This is a genomic window from Sulfurospirillum sp. MES, assembly GCF_000789415.1.
GTDB lineage: Bacteria > Campylobacterota > Campylobacteria > Campylobacterales > Sulfurospirillaceae > Sulfurospirillum > Sulfurospirillum cavolei.
This window is the reverse complement of record NZ_JSEC01000058.1, coordinates 1-530: the sequence shown is the minus strand read 5'-3', so window position 1 is coordinate 530 and position 530 is coordinate 1. Positions and strand designations below refer to the sequence as shown.

The following is a 530-nucleotide window of genomic DNA, read 5'->3' as shown; positions in this document are numbered from 1 at the left end:
CCCTCTAACAACCCCGAAAAAATCATGCGCGCTTTTGCCCCGTTGATGGAGTATTTAAGTGCCGACACGAACGACACGTTTAAAATCGTCGTGACCAAAGATTACGATGAGCTCTTTTCACGCATCAAAGAAAAAAGTGTCGATTTTGCGTGGGTCAATACCAAAAGCTTTGTGCTTTTAAAAGAGAAAAATCCCTCGGTGCGCTACCTTGCGACCTATTTGGAACACTCCAAAAACGGGAAAATCACGCCGTATTATCAGTCCTTTATCGTCACCTTGAAAAGCTTACATGTCAACGCACTCGAAGAGGCAAAAGGCAAGCATTTTGCCTTTACCGACAAAGATTCGACCTCAGGCTATGCATACCCGATGCTGATGTTAGAAGAGCGTCACATCAACCCCTACACCTTTTTTCAAAAAGTCTTTTTTCTCAAGAAACATGACAAAGTGGTCGAAGCGCTCGTCAACCGCTCCATCGACGTGGGGTCAATGTCCGATGGCACTTACTACAATGCGCTAGAAAAGTATGG

1 protein-coding gene is annotated in these 530 nt (G+C 44.9%); it reads left to right on the top strand.

Features of this window, described 5'->3' with window-relative positions:
• On the top strand, nucleotides 1–530 hold a 530-nt coding region (locus OA34_RS13385), incomplete at both ends, for a phosphate/phosphite/phosphonate ABC transporter substrate-binding protein (RefSeq protein ID WP_286683071.1).